General features: G+C 71.5%; 14 protein-coding genes. 8 read left to right on the forward strand and 6 right to left on the reverse strand.

Annotation, left to right across the window (positions count from 1 at the left end; translation table 11 throughout):
* Positions 1–59 precede the first annotated feature (59 nt).
* The gene (locus tag ABD999_RS02375) at positions 60–1,394 is read left to right on the forward strand and encodes a hypothetical protein (protein ID WP_271279048.1); all 1,335 of its coding nucleotides are present in this window, start codon (positions 60–62) and stop codon (positions 1,392–1,394) included.
* Between the two features lie 51 nt (positions 1,395–1,445).
* On the opposite strand, the gene ABD999_RS02380 is transcribed toward ABD999_RS02375, so the two are convergent.
* From ABD999_RS02380 to ABD999_RS02400, 5 genes are all read right to left on the reverse strand, one after another.
* Positions 1,446–1,760: a hypothetical protein gene (locus tag ABD999_RS02380; protein WP_271279049.1), complete on the reverse strand. Its 315-nt coding sequence runs from the start codon at positions 1,758–1,760 to the stop codon at positions 1,446–1,448.
* A 172-nt stretch (positions 1,761–1,932) separates the two neighbouring features.
* Positions 1,933–2,787, reverse strand: a complete 855-nt coding sequence (locus ABD999_RS02385) for an ABC transporter permease (protein ID WP_148030553.1) — start codon at positions 2,785–2,787, stop codon at positions 1,933–1,935.
* Positions 2,788–2,790: 3 nt separating this feature from the next.
* Positions 2,791–3,768 (reverse strand): ATP-binding cassette domain-containing protein, encoded by a 978-nt coding sequence (locus ABD999_RS02390; RefSeq protein WP_148030554.1) that lies wholly within the window; start codon positions 3,766–3,768, stop codon positions 2,791–2,793.
* On the reverse strand, positions 3,768–4,295 hold the full coding sequence (locus ABD999_RS02395; RefSeq protein WP_148030555.1) for a PadR family transcriptional regulator: 528 nt from the start codon (positions 4,293–4,295) through the stop codon (positions 3,768–3,770). The genes ABD999_RS02390 and ABD999_RS02395 overlap by 1 nt, the downstream gene beginning before the upstream one ends.
* 84 nt (positions 4,296–4,379) lie before the next feature.
* Positions 4,380–4,976 carry an SACE_7040 family transcriptional regulator gene (locus ABD999_RS02400; protein ID WP_271279050.1) on the reverse strand — a complete coding sequence of 199 codons (597 nt, stop codon included), beginning with the start codon at positions 4,974–4,976 and terminating at the stop codon, positions 4,380–4,382.
* A 66-nt stretch (positions 4,977–5,042) separates the two neighbouring features.
* On the opposite strand from ABD999_RS02400, the gene ABD999_RS02405 reads away from it, so the two are divergent.
* The 7 genes from ABD999_RS02405 (at position 5,043) to ABD999_RS02435 (ending at position 15,317) form a co-directional block, all read left to right on the forward strand.
* Complete coding sequence (locus ABD999_RS02405) at positions 5,043–6,623, forward strand: carboxyl transferase domain-containing protein (protein ID WP_148030557.1); 1,581 nt, start codon at positions 5,043–5,045, stop codon at positions 6,621–6,623.
* Between the two features lie 2 nt (positions 6,624–6,625).
* Positions 6,626–8,800 carry an acetyl/propionyl/methylcrotonyl-CoA carboxylase subunit alpha gene (locus ABD999_RS02410; protein ID WP_271279051.1) on the forward strand — a complete coding sequence of 725 codons (2,175 nt, stop codon included), beginning with the start codon at positions 6,626–6,628 and terminating at the stop codon, positions 8,798–8,800.
* The gene (locus ABD999_RS02415; protein ID WP_271279052.1) at positions 8,797–9,711 is read left to right on the forward strand and encodes a hydroxymethylglutaryl-CoA lyase; all 915 of its coding nucleotides are present in this window, start codon (positions 8,797–8,799) and stop codon (positions 9,709–9,711) included. The genes ABD999_RS02410 and ABD999_RS02415 overlap by 4 nt, the downstream gene beginning before the upstream one ends.
* A 3-nt stretch (positions 9,712–9,714) precedes the next feature.
* Positions 9,715–10,851, forward strand: a complete 1,137-nt coding sequence (locus tag ABD999_RS02420; RefSeq protein WP_271279053.1) for an acyl-CoA dehydrogenase family protein — start codon at positions 9,715–9,717, stop codon at positions 10,849–10,851.
* A 157-nt stretch (positions 10,852–11,008) separates the two neighbouring features.
* Positions 11,009–11,230 (forward strand): hypothetical protein, encoded by a 222-nt coding sequence (locus ABD999_RS02425; RefSeq protein WP_148030560.1) that lies wholly within the window; start codon positions 11,009–11,011, stop codon positions 11,228–11,230.
* Between the two features lie 777 nt (positions 11,231–12,007).
* Positions 12,008–12,412, forward strand: coding sequence for a GNAT family N-acetyltransferase (locus ABD999_RS02430; RefSeq protein ID WP_261808438.1), 405 nt, complete (start codon positions 12,008–12,010; stop codon positions 12,410–12,412).
* Positions 12,413–12,443: 31 nt separating this feature from the next.
* Positions 12,444–15,317, forward strand: coding sequence for a helix-turn-helix transcriptional regulator (locus ABD999_RS02435; RefSeq protein WP_345482534.1), 2,874 nt, complete (start codon positions 12,444–12,446; stop codon positions 15,315–15,317).
* A gap of 6 nt (positions 15,318–15,323) precedes the next feature.
* On the opposite strand, the gene ABD999_RS02440 is transcribed toward ABD999_RS02435, so the two are convergent.
* Positions 15,324–17,456: a hypothetical protein gene (locus ABD999_RS02440; protein ID WP_271280258.1), complete on the reverse strand. Its 2,133-nt coding sequence runs from the start codon at positions 17,454–17,456 to the stop codon at positions 15,324–15,326.
* Positions 17,457–17,493 lie beyond the last annotated feature (37 nt).

The raw sequence follows: 17,493 nt of genomic DNA on the forward strand, positions 1-17,493 counted from the left end.
ACACGTGGCGCCCTCAAAGCCGCGTTGAAACCAACTGGGTATCCAGGAAAGGAACCCGAATGTCGTTACAACGCATCCGTACGATCGCCGTCGCGATGGCGGTGGGGGCCGGTGCGCTGGTCCTTACGCCACCCGCGTCAGCGCAGGTCAGCACAGCAGCAGCGCCGGCCGTCACCAAGGTGACGCTCAACCCGGCATCCCCGGTCGTGCTCTTCGAAAGCACCGCCAAGGTGACCTTCACGATCCAGGCGAAGGACGCCGAAAAGGCCACCATGGTCTTCACTCCGCCGGGTGTCAGCACCCAGCCGATCATCGAGGCCAAGAAAGTCGGGACGGACACCTTCCAGGTCGAGCACTCCGTCGGCACGGTGGGCACGTGGAACTACACCGCCACCGCCGTCAAGGGTGACGAGACGGGCCAGCTGAAGGGCACGTTCGACGTCAAGAAGGCGCTCGAGACCAAGATCGTCAGGTTCGACGCCAACCCCGACAGGGTCACGAAGGGCGACCGGGTCCGGCTCTCCGGCCAGCTCAGGGCCGGCGACCAGGGCTACGGCGGCCAGGAGGTCGCGATCAGCTTCCGCTCCCGCGGCTCCGACGACTTCCGCAAGGTCACCACGGACAAGACCAGCCGCAACGGCTGGTTCTCCGCGAGCGTGAAGCCGTGGCGCAGCGGCGAGTGGCGGGCCGAGTTCGCCGGCAACGCCGAGGCCAAGGCGTCGGTCAGCGACAGCGACGGCGTCCGCGTCCGCTCCCGGACCATCGACACCAGGATCGTCGGCTTCGACGCCTACTCGGAGCCCGTCGTCAAGGGCGACAAGCTGCGCTTCAAGGGCACCCTGCAGGCCGACGACCGGCGGGCGCTGCGCGGTGAGCGCGTGACCATCCAGTTCAGGGCCGTGACCTCCCGCCAGTGGACGGACGTCACCGGCGACCGCACCAGCCGGCACGGCCGCTTCCACGCCTCCACCACCGCCGAGCAGAGCGGCTGGTGGCGCGCGGTGTACGCGGGCGACCGCCGGGTCGACGGCTCGGTCAGCGGCCCCGACTTCGTGCGGGTCACCGAGCCGGTCGAGAAGGCCGACACCCGGGTCCTCGGCTTCAACGCCTACCCCGAGCCGGTCAAGCGCGGCCGTGATCTGAAGATCTGGGCCCAGCTCCAGGTCGACGACGACGGCACCTGGAAGGGCTACAAGGGCAAGGTGGACCTGTACTTCAAGTCCAACCGGTCCGACGAGTACAGGCTCGTGAAGTCCGCCTGGTCCAGCGACAGCGGCAGACTGTTCACCGAGGTCCGCGCCTGGACCTCCGGCCGCTGGCGTTTCGTCTACGAGGGCGACGACAGGACGAACGGCGACACCAGCCGCTCCGACTACGTCCGCGTGCGTCGCTGACATCGACGAGGCCCGGGGCGCCGCATCAGCGCCCCGGGCCTCACCATGTCCTCAGTTGACCCGTCGCTCCGGCGCGGTCGCCCCCAGGCTCGCGAGCATGGACATGATGTCGACCATGCCCAGCTTGAGCTCGCCGACGTCCTGCTTGAGCTGGCTCACGTCCTGCTTGAGCAGGTTGACGTCTTGCTGGAGGTCGTCGAGACGCCGCTCGAACCCGTCCATACGTCGTTCGAACCCGTCCATGCGCTGGTCGAACTTGTCCATGCGCTTGTCCAGCTTGTCGATCTTGTTGAGAACGTTGCGCCCGACGTCGTCGACACGGTCGTGCAGGGCGGAGAAGCGCTGTTCGATGCTCAGGTTGGGCACACCGCTCACTGTAGACCGTTCGAGAGCCGAGACCCTGATTTCCAGGTCATCGAATTTCGCCTGCAGATCCAACATGGAGTGATCCTCTCGAGGGGGTGACGTCGCTCCTTGCATCGGAAAGAATACTCTCCGTGAAGGGTGCTTGTGTTCGAACCCGAGAGGGCCGCCCCGGCTAATCGGCCCGCTTGAACTGGGCGATGCCCACCGCCAGCAGCCCCAGCCCCAGCGCCGCCACCAGCCCGAGCTCCACCGGCACGGGCACCTGCCAGCCGAACCACTGCACCCCCGGGTTCAGGGTCGCGTTCACCTCCGGCGGCACGTCCAGGTGGGAGAAGACGGCCTGGCGCATCGGGTCGACCGCGTACGTCATGGGGTTGACCACCGTCAGGGCGTGCAGCCACGACGGCAGGTTGGCCAGCGGGAACATGGCGCCCGACAGGAACATCATCGGCATGATCGCCATCTGCATCAGCCCGAAGAACGACTGCATGTTCTTCATCCGCGCCGCCAGCATCACGCCGAAGGCGGTGATCGTGAAGGCCGCCAGGAACATCTCCGCCAGCAGCGTGAGCATCAGCGTGGGCGAGTACGGCACCCCCACCATCCCCGCCATGGCCAGGATGACGATGCCCTGGCCGGTGGCCACGATCGCGCCGCCGAGACACTTGCCCACCACGATGGCCGTGCGCGACACCGGCGCGACCAGCATCTCGCGCAGGAACCCGAACTCGCGGTCCCACACGATGGACCCCGCCGAGAACATGCCCGTCATGATCACCGTCATGGAGATCATGCCGGGATACATGAAGGTGCGGAAGTCCACGCCCGGGATCGACGCCTGGACCAGCGACCCCAGGCCGGTGCCCATGACGAACAGCCACAGCACCGGCTGCAGCAGCATCGAGAGCATGCGGGTGCGGTCGTTGAGGAAGCGCAGCATCTCACGGTGCAGGACCACCTTGATGGCCCGCAGGTCGTGCGCGGCGCTGCGGGCCGGCACCCGCACGCGGATCGCCTGTGTCGTCATCGTTCACCGCCTCGCCATCGCGCGCATGAAGGCCATCTGGTCGTCTCCGGACTCGGCGTCGCGGATCGTGGAGCCGGTGTAGTTCATGAACACGTCGTCCAGCGACGGCCGTGACACGCTCACCGACGTGATCGGCATGCCGAGCTCGGCGAACAGCCGCGGCACGAACTCCTCGCCCGAGGCCACGGCGAACGTCACCGCCCCCTCGTGCACCGCCGCCTCCAGCCCGAACCGCTCACGCAGCGCCTTGATCGCGGCCTCGTCGTCACGGGTGTGGATCTGCACCCGGTCCTTGCCGACGCTGGCCTTGAGCCGCTCGGGAGAGTCGATCACCACGATCTCGCCGTGGTCGATGATCGCGATCCGGTCGCAGTACTCGGCCTCGTCCATGTAGTGGGTGGTCATGAAGATCGTGATGTCCTCGCTGACCCGCAGCTCGTTGATGTAGCCCCAGATGGCCGACCGGGTCTGCGGGTCGAGCCCGACCGTCGGCTCGTCCAGGAACAGCACCCGCGGCGAGTGGAGCAGGCCGCGGGCGATCTCCAGCCGCCGCTTCATGCCGCCGGAGAACGTCATCACCTTGGCGTCCTTGCGGTCCCAGAGCGCCACCATCTCCATGACGCGCTTGATCCGCTCGTCGACCACGCTCTTGTGCACCCCGTACAGCTCGGCGTGGAAGCGCAGGTTCTGCTCGGCGGTCAGGTAGCCGTCGAGGGTGGGGTCCTGGAAGACCAGGCCGATGTTCCTGCGCACCTCGTCGCGCTCCCTCACCACGTCGTGGCCGGCGACGGAGGCGGTGCCGCCCGTCGGGTTCGCGAGCGTGCAGAGCATGCTGATCGTGGTGGTCTTGCCGGCGCCGTTGGGGCCGAGGAATCCGAAGACCTCGCCCGGCGACACCTCGAAGTCGACGCCCTTGACGGCCTCGACCTTCCCGTACGTCTTGGTCAGCCCTCGTACGACGACGGCCGCGTCCTCGCTCATCAATCCTCCGCCAGAATCTGGAACACGGACTTGCGCGTCTGCCTGAGCAGCTTCTTGGCCTCGGCGACCTGGCGGTCGTTGGCCGTCCTGGTCAGGTGGACGAACGCCTCGCCGAGCTGCCCCCACAGCAGGCGCAGCTCGTGCCGGTCCTCCGGCACGGTGCTCGCCACCTCGTCCCACGGCGCGGGGGCGGCGCTCAGGCGTCCCGCCTCGTCGCGGCCCTCCTCCGTCAGGCGGTAGGTGCGGCTGCCGCCGGCCTCGCCGCCGGTGACCAGGCACTCGTCCTCCAGCTGCTGGAGCGCGGGGTAGACCGAGCCGGGGCTGGGCCGCCACACGCCGCGGCTGCGCGCCTCGATGTCCTGGATCATCTGGTAGCCGTTCTTGGGCTCCTCGCCGAGCAGCAGGAGCAGCGCCGCCCGGACGTCGCCGCGCCGCACCCGCGGCCCCGCCTCCATGCCGGGGGTGCCCGGCGGGGGCGGCGGCATCGGCGGGTGCGGGAATCCGTGTCGTCCATGTGGATCAATCATTACATCTCCCAACTATCGAGATGTTCTGACGATATATCTAGATAGTTGAGGCGGCAATGCCCTTTCTGGCGACTCTCGTCTGTGTTAGCGCTCGTTAACAGCTGCCCGGAGCGCAGCCCCGGCCATGGCGTGCAGCAGCGGGCGCATCGCCCCGGGCGGGAGCTCGCCCGCGCTGTGCGGGGTCGAGTTCAGCAGGCCGAAGACGGCGTGCGTGGCGGCCCGCAGCCGGGACGCCGGGCACGACGGGTGGAGCTCGGCCAGCACCCCCACCCACTCCTCGACGTAGAGCCGCTGCAGCCGCCGGATCTGGCGCCGCTCCGGCTCCGGCACGTTGCCCAGCTCGCGGTCGTGCACGGTGATCAGCGCCGGCTGCTCGAGCGCGAACGTGATGTGCGCGTCGAGCAGCGCGTCCAGGATCTCGGCCGGGCCGGCGGAGGCCGTGACGACCGCGACCGCCGACTCGCGCAGCCGCGAGCTGATGTCGAGCAGCAGCTCCGCCAGCAGCGCCTCCTTGCCGCTGAAGTGGCGGTAGAGCGCCGGCCCCGAGACGCCCACCGCGCCGCCGATGTCCTCGATCGGCACGCCGTGGAAACCGCGCGCCGCGAACAGCCTCGCGGCGGCGTCGAGGATCTCGGCACGCCTGTTGCCGCGATTGCGGGTAGGTGTCGGGGCAGTCGTCACAGTCACATCATGCTAGACGGTTGAGTTAATGGCCACTAACATCACGACCATGACGAGAGGGCAGAGATGAGCGACTGGCCGATACTCAAGTCGGCCGCCGACCCCGGGAGCGAGGCGTACAGGAGCAACGCCGAGCTCAACGAGCGGCTCGCCGCAGAGCTCCGCGACCGCCTCGCCACCGCCGCGCTCGGCGGGCCCGAACGGTCGCGCAGCCGCCACGTCGAGCGCGGCAAGCTGCTGCCCCGCGAGCGCGTCGACGGCCTGCTCGACCCGGGCTCGCGGTTCCTGGAGCTGTCGCCGCTGGCCGCGAACGGCCTCTACGACGACCAGGCGCCCGCCGCCGGCATCATCACCGGCGTCGGCCGGGTCTCCGGCCGCGAGTGCGTGGTCGTGGCCAACGACGCCACCGTCAAGGGCGGCACCTACTACCCCATGACCGTCAAGAAGCACCTGCGCGCGCAGGAGGTGGCGCTGCACAACCACCTGCCGTGCGTCTACCTCGTCGACTCCGGCGGCGCGTTCCTGCCGAAACAGGACGAGGTGTTCCCGGACCGCGAGCACTTCGGCCGCATCTTCTACAACCAGGCCACGATGTCCGCGCGGGGCATCCCGCAGATCGCCGCCGTGCTCGGCTCCTGCACCGCGGGCGGCGCGTACGTGCCCGCCATGAGCGACGAGGCCGTCATCGTACGGAACCAGGGCACGATCTTCCTGGGCGGCCCGCCTCTGGTGAAGGCGGCCACCGGCGAGGAGGTCACGGCCGAGGAGCTCGGCGGCGGCGACCTGCACGCGCGCGTCAGCGGCGTCACCGACCACCTCGCCGAGGACGACGCGCACGCGCTGGCGATCGTCCGCGACATCGTCTCCACGCTCGCGCCGCGCGCCCCGCGCCCGTGGCCGGTGGCCGCGCCGGAGCCGCCCGCCCACGATCCGCGCGACCTCTACGGGATCGTCCCCGCCGACACGCGCCGGCCGTACGAGGTGCGCGAGGTGATCGCGCGGCTGGTTGACGGGTCCCGGTTCCTGGAGTTCAAGGCCGAGTACGGGCCCACGCTGGTCACCGGGTTCGCCCATGTCCACGGCCACCCGGTGGGCATCCTGGCCAACAACGGCATCCTGTTCGCCGAGTCCGCGCTCAAGGGCGCGCACTTCATCGAGCTGTGCGACCAGCGGCGGATCCCGCTGCTGTTCCTGCAGAACATCAGCGGGTTCATGGTCGGCAAGGCGTACGAGGCGGGCGGCATCGCCAAGCACGGCGCCAAGATGGTCACGGCCGTGTCGTGCGCCCGGGTGCCCAAGTTCACGGTGGTCATCGGCGGCTCGTTCGGAGCGGGCAACTACGCGATGGCCGGGCGGGCGTACGCGCCGCGCTTCCTGTGGATGTGGCCGAACGCCCGCATCTCGGTCATGGGCGGTGAGCAGGCGGCGAACGTGCTCACCACGGTGGGCTCCTCTGCGGGCGGGGCCGACCCCGAGGCGATCCGGGCCCAGTACGAACACCAGGGCAACCCGTACTACTCCACCGCCAGGCTGTGGGACGACGGCGTGATCGACCCCGTCGACACCCGCACCGTGCTCGGCCTGGCCCTGTCCGCGGCGGCCAATGCCCCGCTCGAACCCGCCGGCTACGGCGTCTTCCGGATGTGATCATGACTGATTCCCTGTTCGGCCGGGTGCTGGTCGCCAACCGGGGCGAGATCGCCGTCCGGGTCGTCCGCACCCTGCGCGCGCTCGGCATCGGCGCGGTCGCCGTGCACACGGCCGCCGACGCGGGCGCGCGCCACGTGATCGAGGCTGACGAGGCCCACCAGATCCCGAAATATCTGGATATCGAGGCGATCGTGGAGGTGGCCCGGCGCTCCGGCGCGGCGGCCGTCCACCCCGGCTACGGCTTCCTGGCCGAGAACGCCGCCTTCGCCCGCCGCTGCGCGGAGGCCGGGCTGGTGTTCGTCGGGCCGCCGGCGGACGCCATCGAGGCGATGGGCGACAAGATCCGCGCCAAGCGCACCGTGTCGGACGCCGGAGTGCCCGTGGTGCCGGGCGCGGCCGAACCCGGCGACGAGCTCTCGACCTGGTCCGGCTTCCCCGCCCTGATCAAGCCGTCGGCGGGCGGCGGCGGCAAGGGCATGGTGCTGGTCAGGTCGGCGGCGGAGCTGCCGGACGCCCTGGAGTCCGCCCGGCGCACGGCCACGGCCGCCTTCGGCGACGGCACCCTCCTGATCGAGCGCTATGTGGAGCGGCCCCGGCACATCGAGATCCAGGTTCTCGCCGACGGCCACGGCACCGTCGTCCACCTGGGCGAGCGCGAGTGCAGCCTGCAGCGCAGGCACCAGAAGATCGTCGAGGAGGCCCCGTCGCCCTTCGTCGACGCGGAGACCAGGGCCCGCATGGGCGCCGCCGCCGTGGAGGCCGCCCGCGCGGTCGGCTACGTCGGCGCGGGCACCGTCGAGTTCATCGTCGACGGCGCCACGGGCGCCTACCACTTCATGGAGATGAACACCCGTCTCCAGGTCGAGCACCCCGTCACCGAGCTGGTCACCGGCCTCGACCTGGTGGAGCTGCAGCTCCGGGTGGCGGCCGGCGAGCCTCTCCCGTTCACCCAGGACGAGGTGCGGCTCGACGGCCACGCGGTCGAGGCGCGCGTCTACGCCGAGGACCCGGCGCGCGGCTTCCTGCCCACCGGCGGCCGCGTCCTCGCCCTGCGCGAGCCCTCCGGTCCGGGAGTACGGGTCGACTCCGGGCTGCTGGAGGGCGGAGTGGTCGGCAGCGAGTTCGACCCGATGCTGTCCAAGGTCATCGCCTGGGCCCCGGACCGGGCGGGAGCGCTCCGTGCCCTCGACCGCGCCCTGAGCGAGACCGTGGTGCTCGGGGTCACCACCAACGTGCCGTTCCTGCGAGCCCTGCTCGCCCACGAAACCGTCCGCGCCGGTGACCTGGACACCGGCCTGGTCGAACGAGCCCTCCCAGACCTCCTCACTACCGACCCAACCCGCGCAGAAGCGGCCCGCACGGACCAGACCCGCGAGGACGGGGGTCGTGCGGATGCGGCTCGCACGAACGCGGGTGGTGCGGATCAGGCCCGCGAGGACGGGGACCGTACAGATGCGGCCCGCGCGGACCAGGGCCGTACAGATGTGGCTCGCGCGGACGTGGCTGGGGTCGCCGTGGCTCGTATGGGGCGCGGGGTGCCCTTGGACGCGCTGGCGGCCGCCGCGCTCGTGTTTCACGATCAGCCGGTGGGGCGTGACCCGTGGGAGGTCATGGACGGCTGGCGGGTCGGGGAGCGGGCGTGGACGACGTGGCGGCTGGAGACGCGTGACGGCGTGCACGCCGTCCACGTGCGCGGCCTGCCCCGGGAGGGCGCCGAGGTCAGGGTGGCGGACGGCCCGCCCGTTCCGGCCGTCCTCCGCACGTACGCGGACGGTCCCGGATCGCCGGGGCCGTACGGGGGTGGGGTCGTCGTCACTGTGGACGGTCGTACGACGCGCTACGTGTGCGCCCGGGACGGTGAGACGGTCTGGCTCGGCCGGGACGGGCACGCCTGGCCCGTCACCCGCCACCTGATCGGCGACCCGGGCGACCGCGCAGGCGCCGCGGGGAGCGGTGACGGCGTGGTCAGGAGCCCGATGCCCGGCACCGTCCTGGTGGTCAAGGCCCAGGTCGGCGACCAGGTCAAGGAAGGCCAGCCGCTGGTGATCGTGGAGGCGATGAAGATGGAGCACACCGTCACCGCCCCACGGGACGGCCGCGTCGCCGAGCTGCCGGCGCAGGCCGGCCGGCCCGTCGACATGGACGCCGTGCTGGCCGTGGTAGAGGAGGGATGATGGCGCGCGCGTACCCGATGGAGGGCCTGCCGCAGCAGGTCACCGTCTACGAGGTCGGCCCCCGCGACGGCCTGCAGAACGAGGCGGCGATCGTGCCCGTCGAGGTCAAGGCCGAGTTCATCGACCGGCTCGCCGACGCCGGGCACAAGGTGATCGAGGCGACCAGCTTCGTGCATCCGAAGTGGGTGCCCCAGCTCGCGGACGCGGAGCAGCTGCTCGACCGGCTGCACCGCAGGCCCGGCGTCCGCTACCCGGTGCTCGTGCCGAACGAGCGCGGCCTGGACCGGGCGCTGGAGCGGGGCGTCGACGAGATCGCCGTCTTCGCCAGCGCCACCGAGACGTTCGCCGCCAAGAACCTCAACCGGAGCCTGGAGAGCCAGTTCGAGATGTTCGAGCCGGTGGTCGCCCGGGCGCTGGAGAACGGCGTTCGGGTGCGCGCGTACGCGTCGATGTGCTTCGGCGACCCCTGGGAGGGCCCCACGCCCGTCTCCCAGGTGGTCGCGGTCGGGGAGCGGCTGCTCGGGCTGGGCTGCTACGAGCTGTCGCTGGGCGACACGATCGGCGTCGGCACGCCCGGCCACGTCACCGCGCTCATCGAGGCGTTCACCTCGCCGGACAAGCTCGCCGTCCACTTCCACGACACCTACGGGCAGGCGCTCGGCAACACCCTGGCCGCGCTCAGGGCGGGCGTCACCACCGTGGACGCCTCCACCGGAGGCATCGGCGGCTGCCCGTACGCCGAGTCCGCCACCGGCAACCTGGCCACCGAGGACCTCGTCTGGATGCTGCGCGGGCTCGGCATCGAGACCGGCCTCGACCTGGACAAGCTCGTGGCCACCAGCACCTGGCTGGCCGCCCGGCTGGGCCGGCCCAGCCCCTCCCGCGTCGTCCAGGCCCTCGCGAAAGGCTGACCCATGCTGACACCCGAACACGAAGAGCTGCGCAAGACCGTCGAGGCCTTCGCCCGCGAGGTGGTCGCCCCCGTCATCGGCGGCTACTACGAGCGCGAGGAGTTCCCGTACGACATCGTCCGCCAGATGGGCGCGATGGGCCTGTTCGGCCTGCCCATCCCCGAGCAGTACGGCGGCATGGGCGGCGACTACTTCGCCCTCTGCCTGGCGCTGGAGGAGCTGGCCAGGGTCGACTCCAGCGTGTCGATCACCCTGGAGGCGGCGGTGTCGCTCGGCGCGATGCCCATCCTCCGGTTCGGCACCGGGGAGCAGCGCGACCACTGGCTGCCGAAGCTGGCCGCGGGGGAGATGCTGGGCGCGTTCGGCCTGACCGAGCCGGGCGGCGGCTCGGACGTGCCCGGCGGCATGCGCACCACCGCCGTGCTCGACGGCGACGAGTGGGTGATCAACGGGACGAAGGCGTTCATCACCAACTCCGGCACCGACATCACCGGCGTCGTCGGCGTCGCCGCGCTGACCGGCGAGCGGGAGATCTCGACCATCCTCGTCCCCGCGGGCACGCCGGGCTTCACCGTGTCGAAGAAGTACTCCAAGGTCGGCTGGAACGCCTCGGACACGCGCGAGCTGTCGTTCTCCGACTGCCGGGTGCCCGCCGCCAACCTGCTCGGCGAGCGCGGCCGTGGCTACGCCCAGTTCCTGCAGACGCTGGACGAGGGCCGCATCGCGATCGCCGCACTCAGCGTCGGCCTGTCGCAGGGCTGCGTGGACGAGTGCCTGAAGTACGTGCGCGAGCGCCGCGCCTTCGGCCACCCGATCGGCCATTACCAGGCCATCCAGTTCAAGATCGCCGACATGGAGGCCCGCGCCCACACCGCCCGCCTGGCCTATTACCACGCGGCCGAGAAGATGCTCGCGGGCGTCCCGTTCAAGAAGGAAGCGGCGATCGCCAAGCTCGTCTCGTCCAACGCGGCCATGGACAACTCCCGCGACGCGACGCAGATCTTCGGCGGGTACGGATTCATGAACGAGTTTCCGGTGGGCCGTTTCTACCGCGACGCGAAGATCCTGGAGATCGGCGAAGGAACGTCCGAGGTGCAGCGCATGCTCATCGCCCGCCAGCTCGGATTGGGTGATCTGTGAATTGGCGGATGTCCTTCGCCGCAGGGCGCTAGGATTCGGCGCATCGCACTCGATCGGCGGAGGGCGGACTCTGGGGTGAGCCCACAAGGAGCACACTGGTCCATCTCCGGCGCGGTGATGACGGACTGCCTCGTTTCCCCTTAACCATGAGGATGAAATGCTGGATCCGTCACAGGATCACCTGCGATGGTGGTTCCTGAAAATCTATATGATCATTCTGTCCGGTTTGATCATGGTCACTGTGCTCGCCGGGGCTTTCCTGGACGAGAAGGCATGGGCCCAGGTCAAGCCGGAGCTCGCGGATATCAGGCTCTGGACCTTCCAGATAGGCATGATCATCGTCGGGAGCTATCTGTTCTCCGACGGTAGAAGGAGTTGAGCGCGCCCCGGTCGCCCGCAATCGGCGGGTGGCCGGGGCGTTCTCGTCGCGCCGGCGGGTTCGACCCGTCACTCTGCTGCTTGTCATAGGGGACATATCGCTCGAATGTCGTCAGAGTGGCGACATATGCGAATTTACGGGTAAGTAGGAACAATGCCCGTAGTGTGATTTTATGTACCCGAGTTGTACCTTTTTCTAACTGACCCCGAAAGTCGCCACTTGTGGTGGCTGGGGCTTTTCTTCTACGCTGGGTTTGACGAAGACGGTCGCCAGGCGCGACTAATGTCGTTCTTGTGAAACCGCCGTCAGCGTCAGGGTATGAGTCCGTACAGCCGTATCCATCGAGTGCAACTGTCTCGGGGTGATCCTCCGAGCCGTACGGTTGTGTGTCTGTTTCAACCCATCCCTCCCGTAGCGAGGGAGGAGGGGCCTCCTGTCGGCCGACGTCGCATTGTGCAGACAGGAGGCCCTTTCTCATGAAAGCTTAGGCGAGGCAGAGAGAATATGAAAGAGTCTAGCTTTTCTTATGTTCTACCTCGGAGGGGCTATGTGTACCGGAGTGGTAAATCCTTGCCACCCCGGCCCGCCCGCGTTCCGTCGAAGGTGTCGCGGCACTTCTTCGTGTATGGTATGAATGTCGTTTTTGTGCCGCGCACCCTGTCGCCACCCTCGGCAGGCCGGGTCCGGGCGATCCGCGACTCATGAGTGTTGGACTCGGGAACGGGGCGCGATCTAGTGTCATACGTCATGACGGCTGACGATCTTCTTATCCGGAGGGTGGAGAAGTCCGACGCGGACGACGTGTTCGCGCTGGCGCGCGAGTTCGGTCTCACCTTCCGGCCCGAGCGCGAGGCCTTCGACGCCGCGCTGCCGCTCCTGCTGAAGGACGAAGACACCCTGCTGCTCGCCGCCGTCGTCGACGGGCGCGTCCACGGCTATCTGCTCGGCTACGTCCATCTGACGCTCTTCGCCAACGGGCCCGTCGCCTGGGTGGAGGAGGCGATGGTGCAGTCGGGGTCGCGCCGGCAGGGCATCGGGCGCGGCCTGCTCGTGGAGTTCGAGAAGTGGGCGCGCGACCGCGGCGCCCGCTACGTGGCGATGGCGACCCGGCGCGCGCCGGAGTTCTACCACGCGCTCGGTTACGAGGCTTCTGCCACTTTCTACCGTAAGGTGCTGCGCTGACCTTGTCGTAGGGGGATGGCATGCTTGGTGCGTGACCATCCACCAGGTGAGCCCCCTGTTCGTCGGCCGTGCCGGCGAGCTCGACCTGCTCCTGGGCGTGCTGGGTGAGACGCGCGGCGGCGCCGCGGCCACCGTGCTGGTCGGCGGCGAGGCCGGGGTGGGCAAGACCCGGCTCATGGGGGAGTTCACCGACCGGGCCGGCGACGCGCTGGTGCTCGTCGGCGGCTGCCTGGAGCTCGGCACCGAGGGCCTGCCGTTCGCCCCGTTCACCGCCGTGCTGCGCTCCCTGGTGCGCACGCTCGGCCGCGACCGGGTCGCGGAGCTGGTGCCCGGCGGCACGACCCGAGGACTGGCGCGGCTGCTGCCCGAGTTCGGCGAGCCCGACCGCGACGGCGCCGAGGCCAGGGCGCGCCTGTTCGAGCAGCTGCTCGGCCTGCTGGAGCGGCTGGCCGAGGACCGGCCGGTCATCCTGGTCGTGGAGGACGCCCACTGGGCCGACCGCTCCACCCGCGACCTGCTCTCCTTCCTGGTGCGCTACCAGCGCGGCACCGGCCGCCTGATGATCGTCGTCACCTACCGTTCCGACGAGCTCCACCGCGCCCACCCGCTGCGCCCGCTCCTCGCCGAGCTATCCAGGGTGGCGTGGGTGTCCCGGGTGGAGCTGAGCCGGCTCAGCCGCCGCGAGGTCGCCGCCCAGGCGGCGGGCATCCTCGCCCGCGAGCCGTCGCCCGCCGACATCGAGCGGGTCTACTCGCGCAGCGAGGGCAACCCGCTGTTCGTGGAGGCGCTGCTGAGCGAGGACGGCTCCGGTGGCCTGCTCCCGGAGTCACTGCGCGACCTGCTGCTGGCGAGCGTGGAGCGGCTGCCCGACGAGACGCAGGAGCTGCTGCGCATGGCCAGCGCCGGCGGCCAGCGCATCGAGCACGACCTGCTGGCCGCCGTCACCGGGTTCGACGAGACGGCGCTGGCCGCCCGGCTGCGCCCCGCCGTGGCGGGCAACGTGCTCGCCGTCGACGGCGAGGGCTACGCCTTCCGCCACGCGCTGATCCGCGAGGCGCTCCACGACGACCTGCTGCCCGGCGAGCACACCCGGCTCCACACCCGCTTCGCCGAGGCGCTGGAGCGCGACCTGTCGGTCCTGCCCGCGCCGCGCGGCGCTATCGAGCTGGCCCACCACTGGCACGCCGCCCGCGACACCACCTGGGCGCTCACCAGCGCCTGGCACGCCGCCGCCGCGGCCCGTCGCTCCACCGCCTACGACGAGCAGCTGCGCATGCTCTCGCGGGTGCTGGAGCTGTGGGACCACGTGCCCGACGCGGCGGAGCGCACCGGCCGCGGCCACGCCGACGTGCTGCGCCAGACGGCCGTCGTGGCCCACCTCGCGGGCGAGTACGACCGCGCCGCCGCGCTCGCCTCGGCCGCGCTCGGTGAGATCGACCGCGCCGCCGACCCGGTGGCGGCCGCCCGCGTGCTGCGGCTGCGCGGCCTCATCCGCTACGACCTGAGCCGCCCCGGCCACATCGACGACCTGTACGAGGCGGCCGCCCTGGTCCCCCCCGAGCCGCCGAGCAGGCTGCGCGGCCAGGTGCTGGAGTCGCTGGCCCGCATGCTCCACCGGCCCGACCGGCGCGCCGAGCGGATCGCCACCGCCGAGCAGGCCATCGAGATCGGCCGCCGGGCCGGCGACGACACCGTCCAGGCACAGGCCCTGATCAGCCTCACCTGGACCAGATGCCTGCGCTTCGCCGAGATCGACGAGCACCGCGGCGGCTACGCCGAGGCGCGCCGGCTGGCGGTCCGCGCCGACGCCTACAACGCGCTCATGCGCGTGGCCATCTCCGAGTCCGACAGCCTGGAGGGCGCCGGACGCCACGAGGAGGCGGCCCAGGTCGCCCGCGACGGCATCGCGCTGGCCGAGCGCTACGGGCTGGCCCGCACGTCCGGCACGTTCCTGTCGATCAACCTGGCCGAGCCGCTGATGTCGCTCGGCCGCTGGGACGAGGCGCTGGAGGTGATCGAGCACGCCCTGGAGCTGGTGCCGCCCCCGCCCCACCAGACCGGGCTGCGCGGCTTCGCCACCGACATCGCGCTGGCCCGCGGCCGGCTCGACCAGGCCGCGGAGCTGCTGGCGGCCATCGAGCGCATCGTGGTGCGCGGCTCGTTCCGCGAGCAGACCGTGCTGCCCCACGGCCGCCGCGAGGCGGAGCTCCTGCTGGCCCGCGGCCGGGTCGACGAGGCGCGGGAGGCGGGCCTGCGCCTGCTGCGCTCCCACGACCTGAGGGCCGAGCCGCGCTACTCGTGGGGGCTGCTGGCGTCGCTGGCCGAGCTGGGCGGCCCGGTGGTGGCCGAGGTCCGCGCCCTCGCCGAGCGGCTGCCCGCCGACGGCGATCTGCAGCAGGCCCAGCGGCTCACCGTCACCGCCATGACCGTGACGGAGGACGACCCCGAGGCCCGGCTCATCTCCTGGGACGCGGCCGTGGCGGCCTGGGAGGCGCTGCGCAACCCGTACGCGCGAGCCAGGGTCTGCGAGGGGGCCGCGCACGCCGCGCTGGCGTGCGGCGACCGCGAGCACGCGGCGGCGCCGCTGGCCACGGCGGACGAGCTGGCGCGGCGGCTCGGCGCGCGGCCGCTGCTGGCGCGGGTCGACGCGCTGGCCAGGCGGGCCGGGATCGCCCTGGCGGACCAGTCCGCGCCCGGCGGGCCGCCGCTCGGCCTGACCGCCCGCGAGCTGGAGGTGCTGCGCCACGTCGCCAGGGGCCGGAGCAACCGCGAGATCGCCGCCGAGCTGTTCATCGCCGTCAAGACGGTCAGCGTGCACGTGTCCAACATCCTCGCCAAGCTCGGCGTCGCCTCCCGGGGCGAGGCCGCAGCCAAGGCCCACGCGCTGCGCCTGTTCGGCGAGTGAGCGGCCTCAGCCCGTGAGCTGGGCCTCCAGGCGGTAGCCGTCGACCGTCACGTACACCTGGTCGCCGGGGCGGGCGTTGAGCCGCATCAGCACCGGCTGGAGAGAGTCGAACACCGGCTGCTGACCCTGCCACACCAGCACGATCGCGTTGTCGCCCGGGCCGGTGACCGACAGCAGCGTGCCGGGGCGCATGCCGAGCTGGGCCGCGTAGTTCTGCGGCACCGGCACGGGGCCGCCGCGCAGGTGCTCGGGCTTGACCTCGATGCGCTGCCAGCGGCGCGGATCCGACGACGGGCTCGGAGGCGGCGGCGGGGGAGTGGCCGGGGTGCCGGCCAGGTGGCCCTGGAGCATCGGCGAGCGGCCGTTGGAGAGGGCCGACAGCGTCGCGAGCGCGGCCGACGGGTCGATGGAGTTGGCCGCGGCGGCGGGGATCGGCTGGCCGCCCCTGTGGTGGTGCCCGTTGGCGCCGGGGGTGCGGCGCGGCAGCGGCTGCGGCGGGCCATCGGACGCGGCGACCGGGTCGTGGACCTGCTCGGGCGGCAGCGCGTCCAGCCACGCCTTGGCCGAGTGGGCGCGGATGCCCAGCTCCGCCATCAGCTCCACCATGTCCGCGTCCGGCTGGGCCGAGGCCAGCAGCCTGCGGGTACGGGCCTGCAGTCCCTGGATGTCGCCGACGACCAGCCAGCCGTCCTGGAGGCGGCGGTCCGGCATCAGCGTGACCAGCACCCGCCACAGCGGGGTGCGCAGGGACGGCACGGTCGCGGGATGGGCGGGGTCCGCGCCGATCAGCTGATCCTCGGTCGCGGCGGCGCCCAGCCACTCGGTGAGCCGGAACATGTGCCCGGTGATCGGGGCCGACTCCGACGAGCGCAGCCAGGTGAGCACCCGCTCCTCGGCGGTGCGCTGCGCCTGGGAGAGGATCTCGCGCTCGACGAGCATCTTGTGCGCGAGCGTGCGCAGGCTGACCGGGTCCTCGGCGAACAGGCGGTGCTCGGCCACGGCCAGCTCCAGCTTGTTCAGGCCGCGGAACAGGCTGTCGACCACTCTGACCATCGCGTGGTCGGTGTCGGACGGCACAGGGGCGGGCTGGGAGCCGTACGAGGCGGACCCGCCGGGGAGGCTCGGCAGGGAGCCGGTGTGCGGGCCGGAGGAGTCGGCCGCGGCGGGGCGCTGCGGCAGCGGGCTCTGGCCCCCGCCCACGGCGGGGAAGGAACCGGTGGACCGCTGGTCCCGGCCGACGGCGGGAAAGGAGCCCGTGGAGCGCTGGTCGCGGCCGACGGCGGGGAAGGATCCGGTGGAGCGCCGGCCCTCGTCCGGGGACGAGCTCTGCGACCGCTGGGGGTCGCCGGGGAACGAGCCGGGAGCGCGCCGGCTGTCGCCGGGGAAGGACCCGGGGGACCGCTGTTCCTCGGCCGGAAAGGAGGCCGCCGGACGCCGGGGTTCGCCGCCCGGCCGCGCGTCGTCGCCCACCCTGGGGAAGGAGCCGGTGTTCCGGCGCTCGTCGGCGGGGGCGGGGAAGGCTCCGGTGTTGCGGCGCTCGTCGGCGCGCTGCGGCAGCGGCTCGCCCTTGGCGGGGCCGCCGTTCGGGCCGGCGAAGGCGCCGGTGCCCTCGAACGCGGCCGCCGGTCGCTCGCCCCCGGCGGGGAAGGAACCGGTGCCGGACGCGCCGCGCTGGACCGGCCTGGTGACCTCGGGATGCCCGGCCACGGCTTCCGGCCGGGCCGCCAGCCTGCCGAGCACCTCGCGGAAGACCGTACCCATCACCGTCTCGGGGGTGGACCCCGGCGCCTTCAGGTCGGCCGGCGTCAGGCGGCGCAGGCGGTGCCAGCCGCCCAGGCCCACGATCGCCGTCCGGGCGGGCTCGGGATAGCCCGGCAGCGTCGGATCGATCGGATGCAGCGCCATGGCCGGCAGCACGTCGCCCAGCGGCAGATGATCCCAGCGCGAGGAGGCGAGGAGCGCGAGCCGCTCGCACACCCAGTCGAGACCGGTCGCGGCGAAGGCCCTCTGCAGCGGCATCGACGACCACCACGCGGACGGCAGGCGCGGATCGGACAGCGCCTCCGCGACCTGTTGCGGCCGACTCCAGCGCAGGGCAGGGACCAGGTCGCTCAGGCAGATCGATGACTCGACGTCCATCGGCGGGACCTTATCCTCCCCAGTGTGCCGCGATACG

It is taken from the genome of Nonomuraea ferruginea (assembly GCF_039540635.1).
In the GTDB taxonomy this organism is placed as follows: domain Bacteria; phylum Actinomycetota; class Actinomycetes; order Streptosporangiales; family Streptosporangiaceae; genus Nonomuraea; species Nonomuraea ferruginea.

Excerpts from the sequence above, each read along its gene's own strand:
- ABD999_RS02375 (WP_271279048.1), top strand. The coding sequence starts at position 60 with ATGTCGTTACAACGCATCCGTACGATCGCCGTCGCGATGGCGGTGGGG.
- ABD999_RS02385 (WP_148030553.1), bottom strand. The coding sequence starts at position 2,787 with ATGACGACACAGGCGATCCGCGTGCGGGTGCCGGCCCGCAGCGCCGCG.
- ABD999_RS02390 (WP_148030554.1), bottom strand. The coding sequence starts at position 3,768 with ATGAGCGAGGACGCGGCCGTCGTCGTACGAGGGCTGACCAAGACGTAC.
- ABD999_RS02395 (WP_148030555.1), bottom strand. The coding sequence starts at position 4,295 with ATGATTGATCCACATGGACGACACGGATTCCCGCACCCGCCGATGCCG.
- ABD999_RS02405 (WP_148030557.1), top strand. The coding sequence starts at position 5,043 with ATGAGCGACTGGCCGATACTCAAGTCGGCCGCCGACCCCGGGAGCGAG.
- ABD999_RS02410 (WP_271279051.1), top strand. The coding sequence starts at position 6,626 with ATGACTGATTCCCTGTTCGGCCGGGTGCTGGTCGCCAACCGGGGCGAG.
- ABD999_RS02415 (WP_271279052.1), top strand. The coding sequence starts at position 8,797 with ATGATGGCGCGCGCGTACCCGATGGAGGGCCTGCCGCAGCAGGTCACC.
- ABD999_RS02420 (WP_271279053.1), top strand. The coding sequence starts at position 9,715 with ATGCTGACACCCGAACACGAAGAGCTGCGCAAGACCGTCGAGGCCTTC.
- ABD999_RS02425 (WP_148030560.1), top strand. The coding sequence starts at position 11,009 with ATGCTGGATCCGTCACAGGATCACCTGCGATGGTGGTTCCTGAAAATC.
- ABD999_RS02440 (WP_271280258.1), bottom strand. The coding sequence starts at position 17,456 with ATGGACGTCGAGTCATCGATCTGCCTGAGCGACCTGGTCCCTGCCCTG.